This window comes from Ancylomarina euxina (genome assembly GCF_003863355.1).
Classification (GTDB): Bacteria; Bacteroidota; Bacteroidia; order Bacteroidales; family Marinifilaceae; genus Ancylomarina; species Ancylomarina euxinus.
Genome location: NZ_QQWG01000025.1, coordinates 32,118 through 42,361, shown reverse-complemented (window position 1 = coordinate 42,361; position 10,244 = coordinate 32,118). Strand labels below are relative to the sequence as shown.

Below are 10,244 nucleotides of genomic sequence, written 5' to 3'. Positions count from 1 at the left end.
TTAGCCCTATCAGGAAAAGGATGGTGGCGATTATCAGGTTGTCCTCAAGCTCATCAGGCTATGAATCTACAATGGTTCATAGATTTAGGATTATATAATATGTCAGTTATCTATAAACAGTTCAAACATTATTCGAAACCGCCGTGTACGAGAGTACGCACGGTGGTGTGAGAGAGCGGGGGAGTAATCCCCCTACCTACTCGATTTTGAACAACTCAGTTCTATTTCATAGCAAGTTGATCACCTTGATCGTAAACGACATCCTTAGGAATTTTAGCTCGCTGAATGCGATACAGGTCATTCAACAGTTCATTATGAATATAACCTTTATCGCGAATGATTTCTGCAGCCATGTCATAATCACCATTACCTTGAATTTCTAAAACCAATTTGGAAAGAGACTCAACTGCTTTCTTCATTTTATAATCGTTGATTTTGTATGTGCCTGTTTTAGAGTCATATTTGAAAGCTTCGTGTTCATTGAAATAATTAAAACGAATCATATTGGCTACACCTTGAGCATCGGTTACACCAAATCGGATAGAACGGAATACATCTGCCATGTGAGTCACATAATTATCCATTAAATCGACGTCTTTTAGTTCGTTCATTTCGTGAAGTTTGGTTATGAAGAACATTCTTAAAACATCATTCTTTAGTTCACGAATTATTGCATGATGTTCTTTTAGTGCATCCTTTACGCTTCCTTTATTGTTTATTGTTTGCGAAATCCCAAGACTATTACTAATCTCATAAAAAATTGTATTCTGGAAGAAAGAGGTAAATTTTACATGCTTTCTTTGTTTTTCGTCGATAACGAGATTGGTAATTGGTTGAAGAATTTGTTGAAACTTAGCCTCCATTACATTTTTGAAGTGCACCTTTCTCGAATTTGAAACAACTTGTTCTGTTCCTATTGGAAGGTTTAAGCCGATTAGTTTATTACCGGCATTACAATAGCCCGAATTATAAAGGACATCGTAAATGACTATATCAGATGTTGCTTCAGGTGCTTCAGACTTATATTTTTCGTCAACAGGTAAGTTCTTTTGTAGGTAGGGAAGAAGTAAGGCGAATTTCTTAACATTCTCAGTCCATTCTACATTCCTTAATAAAATAAAGGCTCCATAAGAGTATTTTGTCCAAATTAAATGATCTTCTAAGTTTTCAATTGGACCAGCAATAAAATCAATTTTATTATCCTTTAAGTTCAACCAAAGAGCATCACTTTTTTTAAAATTATCAATTAATAAATCTTCAGCTCGTTGTAATAAATATGCCTTGAAGTCTTCACAATCGCATGATTCCGCACCTTTTCTCATGTGCTCAACGGCTTTGTCAATTTGAGTTTTATATGCAATGTGATATGGCAAAACTTTTAATTCTCCTTTATTGTCTTTTTTTACAATTGTGAATGGTTCAAATTTATCATTCCCAGGGATGGCAAAAAAATCATTTTGATTCATATCATTTGGGAAAAAACCTACACCAAGAGGACGGGGAGGATAGTCATCTGTAAAAGGAGCATTACCATCGAGCCTATCCCAAGGGCCATAGTTAATCATTGCGTAAGCTTTAATATCTGGATCGTCTCCCATTTTATTTAAAAGTTCATTTTTATCACCATAAGCTTGTAACCAATATAGCTCATCAATCGCATCAGCTGCTTTTAAAAGGTGTGAGAATAGTTTGGCATGACCTTCTGATAGGCTGCTTAAATCAGCACTGAGCTTTACTTTTGCATAATTTGCAAGCTTGCGTTGCATTACGGTGTCTTTTGTGGTTTGAACCTCTTTTTTATTAGGTTGGCAGGCTGTAATAGAAAAGAGAACCAGCAGAATGCATAGGGAAAAAAGGTTGTAACGTTTCATAATCGAGGGTGTTTGGCGTTAGATATTAATTGGAATATGTTAGCAATTATTCTGTGCAAACAAATAATAATGAATTGTTTAATTTCTAAGTTAAGGATTGTTTCGATTAATTACAAGAAAATTTCCTAGCTCATCTTTAAGCAATAGATAAAAGAATGTATCGAGATATTTATTTTAATGTTAGATAAAGGCAAAAAAAAACTTGACTGGTATAATTCAGTCAAGTTTTTATTATTAATCTCGTTTTATCTCTTCAGGATACTCTATTCGTGCATGATAAATATTAATAAGCATCTGAGTGAATATATGCTTGACTTGATGGATATTTTTAAAACTGATATCTGCCATTTCAAATCGATTTTCAGCAATCTGTTTATTAATCAGGTTAATCACAAGGTTTTCAATAGCCTCGGGTGTTTTTTCTTTTAAACTCCTGGATGCAGCTTCAACTGAATCGGCCATCATTAGAACAGCGGTTTCTTTTGAAAATGGATCAGGTCCAGGATAGGTGAATTTTTCTTCATCAATTTCTTTATCAGGATATTTATTTTTGAATGAAGTGTAGAAATATTGAACTCGTCCTGCTCCATGATGGGTTTGAATAAAATCGATAATTTGTTGAGGTAGTTTGTGTTTCTTAGCAATCTTAACACCATACTTCACATGATCTGTAATAATTTGTGCTGATTTATCAAATTCCAGATTATCATGGGGGTTTCTATTGGACATTTGATTCTCAATGAAATATATAGGATTTTTCATTTTCCCAATATCATGATAAAGAGCACCTGTCCTTACTAAAAGTGGGTTGCCACCGATTTCGTTAATTGCAGCTTCGGCTAAATTTGCTACTGTTAAGGAATGCTGAAATGTGCCCGGTGAATGCTGAATGAGTTGTCGTAAAACTGGGTGATTTTGATTGGATAGCTCAATAAGAGTTACATCGGAGATGAAACCAAATAGTTTTTCGAAGATATAAATAAGAGAATATGAGAAAGTGAGTAGCAAACCATTTATAGCAAACCATAAGAAATTCTTCCATTCAATTTCCTGAATGCTACCCTCTTGTGTAATAGCAAATGCGAAGTAGACAATACTATATGTGAAGAAAGTTATAATGGCTGTAATAACGAGTTGGCCTCTTCTTTCAAGCTGCGGTAAAGAATATATTGACATAATCCCTGCTGATAGTTGCAAGAATAGGAATTCAAAGCTATTAGGTGCCAAAAAACCACACAATAACAGAGATATAATAAAAATAAATAAGGCTGATCGAGAATCGAGAAGAGTTCTAAGTACAATGGGAATTAGTACAAATGGAATAATATAAATGTTGAATTTTGGAAACTTAATAAGTAAGCTTGAAAGCCCTACAAAAAGAATGATTAGAAGTAATATAAAAAGAAGCTTTTTATTGTCTTCGAGGATTTGCGTTCGGAAATTTCGAAGATATAAAAACAACAAAACAAGACAAGCCAATATGAGTAAGCTTTGCCCCCCCATAATAAGGTAGTGACTTTGAGAGGACCCCAATATACTTTCATATTCTCGTTTTAATGATTCAAGAATCCTGAATGTATCATCATCAATAATATCACCTATTAGGGCGATACGCGTACCAGATTTCACCAAACCTTTTGTTAGTGAAATATTGCTGAGCATACTGTTTTTAACCTTCTCAGACATATCTTCATTATATAGAAGATTAGGTGTTAGGTATGTGTCTAAGTTTAAGTTTTGAAAAAAGATATGATAGCTCTGATTTTTGAAGTCATTTTTTATGCTTTGACTTATATACTCATAGGCAATTTTAGAAGTATAAAGACTTTTGGTTTCAACCTTCTCGCTTACATTATTTGAAGAACGGTTTATTTTCTCAGGTAATTGATTTTTAGTATTTGAATCTTCTATAATTCCAATTTCATAAATTCCTGATATAATGTCATGAAAGTATAGTAGAAGACGTTTTTTTTCTATTGCGACTTTGTTTTTTTTATAGTTTAATTTTTTAAAATTTTCAGTCTTAATATAAGTGTTCCATTTCTTTTCAAAATTGGAATTAAACTGATTCTTAATTTCTTCTAGAACCTCTGGCTTGTATTGGTAATAAGGATAATAGTTCGCCAGAAGACTATCTTTATTTTCATTTAGTTCCGCCTCAGTTTTATGAATAGCAAAATCGAAAGGAGCTATAAGTGTTTCGTGCATCCATGGTTTTCCCTTCTGATACTCGTATCTAAAATTACCAATATTAGGATATATTATAGATAGAACACCTAAAGCGAAAATGAAAAGTAAAACTCGATATATAGCATTGATATTCTGTCGAATCCAGCGAATGTATTTTTTCATATTTTATAGATTGGAGTCTGTCTTTAACCTTCAGTTATAATCAAAATGTTCAGATAAAAGTAATCATTATCCTTTAAAATAAGGAGAAGATGATTCTTTTTGCATTAATATTAAGCTTAAGATAAAAAAGGGGAGATTGATTTGATTTATTTATATATTTGATACAGTTACGTTCAATAAAATTAAATTAGTATAAATCTGTTCCTAAAACTTGTATTGTAAATGACTTATGGCATTTCTGATTTAAGTATTATTCCTGTTCGAAGAGAACCAACCGAAAAAAGTGAGATGGTTAGTCAAGTTCTTTTTGGTGAGCATTTTGAAATAATAGAATCTACTGAGAAGTGGTCGAAGGTAAGCTTAGCTTTTGACAATTATGAGGGTTGGGTTGATACAAAAATGATTACTCGTATTGACGAAGAACTTTTTAATAAATTGAACAAAGATTTCCCTGTTGTTGCTAACGATACGTTCAATTTAGTTTTTCAAGAAGAAGATTATTCCAATAAACTAATTGTTCCAGGTAGTTCATTTCCTTTTTGTGATTTGGCTAAGAAGACCTTCGTACTGGCTGATAAGCTTTACCATTATCAAGGAGTTGTATCATCTAATGGTAAAAAGCCTGAAGAACTAAGAGATTCTCTTATTGAATCTGCTTTGAAGTATTTTAACGCACCTTATTTATGGGGTGGGAGAACACCTTATGGGATTGATTGTTCTGGTTTAAGTCAAATCGTATATAAACTTAATGGGATTTGTTTGCCTCGTGATGCGAGTCAACAGGTAAAGGAAGGGGAGGTTTTGACTTTTGTAGAAGAAGCCTTACCTGGAGATTTAGCCTTTTTCGATAATGAGGCGGGTGTTATTACTCATGTAGGCATTATTTGGGATCGGCACAAAATCATTCATGCTTCTGGAAAAGTTAGAATTGATAATGTGGATCATCTTGGGATTTTTAATGTGGATACTAAGCAATATTCACATAAACTTAGAGTGATAAAAAGGATTATTCCTTAATCCGACTATATGATATACTTATAATGCCACTACTCGATGAATAGTGGCATTATAGTTTGGTTAATAAAGGGCTTATAGAAAAAGTAATAAGCTGGCAGCCATTACAGCCATTCCAGCTATCAGACCGTAAATAGCAATATGGTGTTCGCCATATTCTTCAGCTGTTGGCAGAAGTTCGTCAAGCGAAATAAAAACCATAATACCCGCAACACCACCAAACAAGCTTCCAAAAATCGTATCGTTTAATCCAAGAAAGGAATAAATCAGTACAAAACCGATTAGTGCTCCAACAGGTTCAGCTAATCCAGAGAGAAAGGAATATAAAAATGCTTTTTTTCGACTACCTGTTGCATAGAATATCGGGACAGAGACTGCGATTCCTTCTGGAATATTGTGAATAGCGATAGCCACTGCAATAGGAATGGCTATAGTTGGGTCGGCTAAGGCTGCGGCAAATGTCGCCAAACCTTCAGGAAAATTATGAATGCCAATAGCTAATGCTGAAAACATTCCCATTCTCATCAACTTTTTATCTTTTGCTTTTTTCTCATCAAGATCTTCAATTTTCTTTACCTCGTGAGGATTTTCATAGGAGGGAATTAATTTATCGATTATGGCTATAAAAAGGATTCCTCCAAAAAAGGATAGAACGGTGTAAATTGTTCCATTTACTTCGCCATGTGCACTAACAAGAGCATCTTTTGCCTTTTGTAGAATTTCTACAAAAGAAACATAGATCATAACCCCAGCAGAAAAACCGAGAGATAAAGATAAAAACTTGGTGTTTGTTCGCTTTGCAAAAAAAGCAATAGCACTACCAATTCCAGTAGATAAACCTGCAAAAAGAGTTAGTCCGAATGCAAAGGCTAGTGTTGAATAATCAAATTCCATATAGATTGTTTTGTTTCGTTTTATAGTTTCTTGAGATGCAAAGATAATATTATATAGAATAAATCTTAATAAGCAGTCTAGATTTTTTTGTAAAAGAAAGAATCATGTTTTAAATTTACTATAATTATCGACGAACGTTTAATTTAATGATCCTACTATGACTTTTTTTATTTCCAATGAATGTATTGCTTGTGGTTCTTGTATGAATGAATGCCCAGTTGATGCGATTTCGGCTGGAGATATATTTATTGTCAATGCAGATGATTGTATTGATTGCGCTGCTTGTGCCGATGTTTGTCCAGTTGATGCTATTTCTGAGATCTGATTTTTTTTCATAAAGTATAACAGGGGATATTTGTAATTGAATATCCTCTTTTTTTTGCTCGCTAATTTCTCCTGAATATTTGTATATCTATTTTTTGAATTAAATATCTAAAATCTTTATAATAAGCTGATATTGACATTAAATAATACTTCTGTTTGATATCTTGATTATATGGGTGTTAAGTATTTGTATTGTTTAAGATTGTCTTATTCTTAAATGAGAGGAAAAAAAACTTGAAAAATCAAATTTTATTTATCTCAGGGTATTTAGTCTTCTGATTACGAGCTGTGTATGATAAAGTTTAATATGATATATTTAAGATTGTAAAGTAATTTATTTTAATTGTCATGATCTTAGTTGTTGGTGATGCCTGTATTTAAAGGAATAATTTTGGTAAATGATATAGAATGATATTGGGATCCATTTATCTTAACATGTAGTTATGGATCATAATAATATAAAACATATTTAATTATAATGAAGTGAACATGTATTTTTAATATGTGTAATTGCCTGGTTTTTAGTCTCTTGTTTAATGTTAAAAGTTTTTAAAAGATGATTTTATTTGTTAATTTATGTGCTTGTTGACCACAAGTTTATAATTAACTAAAAAATTAATCTATGAAAAAACTGACCTTTCTTGTTTGTGCTTTCCTCTTAATAATTCAAGTTGTTAATGCACAAACAAAGCAAATCACTGGTACTGTAACCAGTGCAGATGACGGACTGGGAATGCCTGGAGTATCTGTTGTCATTAAAGGAACAACAGTCGGTGCTAGTACCGATATTGATGGAAAGTATACTCTGGAAGCTCAAGCTTCAGATATACTGGTGTTTAGTTTCGTGGGTATGGTTGCGCAGGAGATTCCTGTTGGTAGCCAAGCTGTAATTAACATTGTTATGGAAACACAGTCTATAGGAATGGATGAGGTTGTTGTAACTGCAATAGGTGTTTCAAGGTCTCAAAAAAGTTTGGGATATGCAGCAACATCTGTGAATAGTGAAAATTTAACAAAGGCAGCTCCAATGAATGCTCTTGGTGGTATTCAAGGTAAAGTCGCTGGTGTTAATATTTCTTCCGCTTCTGGTTCTCCTGGAGCGTCTACTAAAGTTATCTTGCGTGGTTATTCTTCATTAACTGGTGGTAATCAACCATTATATGTTGTTGACGGTACGCCTGTTGATAATAGAATGGTAGGAGCTACGGGGTCAACTCGTTCGACAGACTTTGGTAATAATGCGAATGATATTAATCCGGATAATATTGAGTCTGTAACCATTTTGAAAGGTGCCTCGGCAACTGCCCTTTATGGTTCTAGAGCTGCGAACGGTGTAATCATGATTACAACTAAGTCTGGTAAAGCTGGTAAATTAAAAGTAAATTATTCAGGTTCATTCGACTTGAGTACTCCTTTGAGATTGCCAGAGTTACAGAACGAATTCGGACAAGGTTGGAGTGGACATTACGCTTCAAATGAAAATGGGTCTTGGGGACCTAGATTAGATGGAGCCATTCGTCAGTGGGGTAATATTGTTGATAACCAACAATTATTAAAGCCTTTTAAAGCTCAAAAAGATAACCTAAAAGACTTTTATGATCTAGGTACTACTATGAATCATTCTATGTCTATTAGTGGTGGTACAGACAAGGCAACTTACTTTCTTTCTTTTAACAATGTAGATGCTGATGGTATCGTTCCTACAGATGCAGACTCATATAAGAGAAATGCAATCAACTTTAATGGTTCTACGAATTTTGATAAGTTTACGGCTACAACGTCTATGAATTATGTTCGTAAGAAAGCTAAGGCAGTAGCAACAGGACAAGGATCAAGTACTGGTGCAACACTATTCCAAGAGATTATTCAAACGCCTCGTGATATGAGTATTGTTGATATGAAAGACTATAATAATAAGTTTTACAATGTTGATAATTTTTATACACCATATGCACAGAATCCTTATTTCGTATTAAACGAGAATGGTAACGACTTTACTTCAGATAGAATTTACGGTAATATTTCTTTAGATTATGATTTCACCAATGAGTTATCTGCAACTGCTAGAATTGGTACTGATGTAACAAATTCATATCTAAAGGATTGGCAGGCAATTGGTCGTCCCAAAGCAGGAAGTCCTAACTTTAGTCGTACTCCTGATGTAGGTGGTGTTCTTGAAGAATCAAGACATTCCAGAGAGATTAATACTGACTTGATTGTGAAATTTAAGAAAGATCTTAATGAAGATTTTAATTTGAATGCACTTGCAGGTTGGAATGTAACTCAAAGTAATTACAGACGTCAATCAAGTTCTGTAGAAGAGTTGACCATCCCTAATTTCTACTCATTATCGAATAGTCCAAACCCAGCAACAACTGATACTTATTATCAGAAGAAGCGTTTGTATGGTGTTTATGCACAAGCTGACCTTGCTTTTAGAAATTACTTATTCTTGGCATTAGTTGCCAGAAATGACTGGTCTTCTACTTTACCTTCTAAAGATAATTCATTCTTCTACCCAGGTGTTAGTATAGGTTTTATCTTAACTGATGCTGTAGAATCATTAAAGTCTAAAACAATAACTTTTGCTAAGATTAGAGGTTCTTGGGGTAAGACAGGTAACGATGCAGATCCTTACAATATTTTTAACACTCTTGTCGCTGGTAATATTTCTGGTGGATTCGGTAGCTTGGTATTTCCTTTAAAAGGAGTATCTGGTTTTGAAATTTCTAATCAGTTAGGAAATTCAGTTCTTGAGCCTGAGATTACAACTGAGTGGGAATTTGGTGTTGATGCTCGTTTCTTCGAGAGTCGTGTTAGTCTTGATTTTGCTTACTATAGTAAAGAGACTGATGGACAGATTCTTCCTGTAGATATTGCTTCAACTTCCGGTTTTACATCTAAAGTTGTGAATTTTGGTAAGGTTGAGAATAAAGGTATTGAGCTTCAAGTAGGTTTAGTTCCTATTAAAACTTCGGATTTCACTTGGGATTTAAACTGGACTTTCTCAAATAATAGAAATAAGGTTCTTGAATTACCTGATGGACTTGATAAGTATGAAATTTATTCTGCTTATGGTATTGAATTTAATGCAGTTGTTGGTCAGCCAATTGGTGTATTTAAAGGTCATGCTGCTTTAAGAGATCCTAATGGAAATATTGTTGTGTCTGCTGATACTGGTATTCCATTGGAAGGTGAAAAAGAAGTTTATGGAAATGCTGAAAGTGATTTCCAAATGGGTCTTACAAATAATTTCAAATATAAGAACTGGAATTTAGGATTCTCTTTTGATTACCGTCAAGGTGGTTTGATGTATTCTTATACCGCTCGTTTGAATTACTTTGTGGGTAATGCAACGAAGACAACTTATAATGGACGTAATCCATTTATTGTACCAGGTTCTGTGAATTTAAATTCAGATGGAACTTACTCTGCAAATACTACTGCAGTTGGTAAGCAAAGAATTAATGAATATTGGAATCAAACTAATAATAAGATGATTTCTCGCGAGCACGTTTTAGATAAAACATATGTGAAAATGAGAGATTTGACATTGTCTTATAATTTTCCTGAGAATATGTTGAACAAAACTCCATTCTCTCAGTTATCATTAACAGCTTACGGACGTAACTTGTTTATTTGGACTCCTAAGGAGAATAACTTCATCGATCCTGAAGGATCAACTTACGGAAATGATTTACGAAGTGAGTTTGGTGAATTTGCTGGTGGACCATCTGTGAGAACATTCGGTATGTCTCTAAAGGCTGCATTTTAATTAACCAATAAAAA

Annotated in this window: 6 protein-coding genes; 3 read left to right on the top strand and 3 right to left on the bottom strand. The window is 33.6% G+C overall.

Annotated elements, in window-relative coordinates:
- Positions 1–221: 221 nt before the first annotated feature.
- Positions 222–1,871 carry a Zn-dependent hydrolase gene (locus tag DWB61_RS16485; protein ID WP_125032039.1) on the bottom strand — a complete coding sequence of 550 codons (1,650 nt, stop codon included), beginning with the start codon at positions 1,869–1,871 and terminating at the stop codon, positions 222–224.
- 234 nt (positions 1,872–2,105) lie between these two features.
- Positions 2,106–4,223: an HD family phosphohydrolase gene (locus tag DWB61_RS16480; RefSeq protein WP_125032038.1), complete on the bottom strand. Its 2,118-nt coding sequence runs from the start codon at positions 4,221–4,223 to the stop codon at positions 2,106–2,108.
- Between the two features lie 222 nt (positions 4,224–4,445).
- On the opposite strand from DWB61_RS16480, the gene DWB61_RS16475 reads away from it, so the two are divergent.
- A complete protein-coding gene (locus DWB61_RS16475; protein WP_125032037.1) occupies positions 4,446–5,240 on the top strand; it encodes a C40 family peptidase in 795 nt (264 codons plus the stop codon).
- Between the two features lie 72 nt (positions 5,241–5,312).
- Here the strand turns inward: DWB61_RS16475 and zupT are convergent, their stop codons facing one another.
- The gene (gene zupT / locus DWB61_RS16470; RefSeq protein WP_125032036.1) at positions 5,313–6,131 is read right to left on the bottom strand and encodes a zinc transporter ZupT; all 819 of its coding nucleotides are present in this window, start codon (positions 6,129–6,131) and stop codon (positions 5,313–5,315) included.
- 157 nt (positions 6,132–6,288) lie between these two features.
- Here zupT and DWB61_RS16465 point away from each other — a divergent pair, with 157 nt between their 5' ends.
- The gene (locus DWB61_RS16465; protein WP_125032035.1) at positions 6,289–6,456 is read left to right on the top strand and encodes a DUF362 domain-containing protein; all 168 of its coding nucleotides are present in this window, start codon (positions 6,289–6,291) and stop codon (positions 6,454–6,456) included.
- Positions 6,457–7,077: 621 nt separating this feature from the next.
- A complete protein-coding gene (locus tag DWB61_RS16460) occupies positions 7,078–10,230 on the top strand; it encodes a SusC/RagA family TonB-linked outer membrane protein (RefSeq protein WP_125032034.1) in 3,153 nt (1,050 codons plus the stop codon).
- Positions 10,231–10,244: the final 14 nt, after the last annotated feature.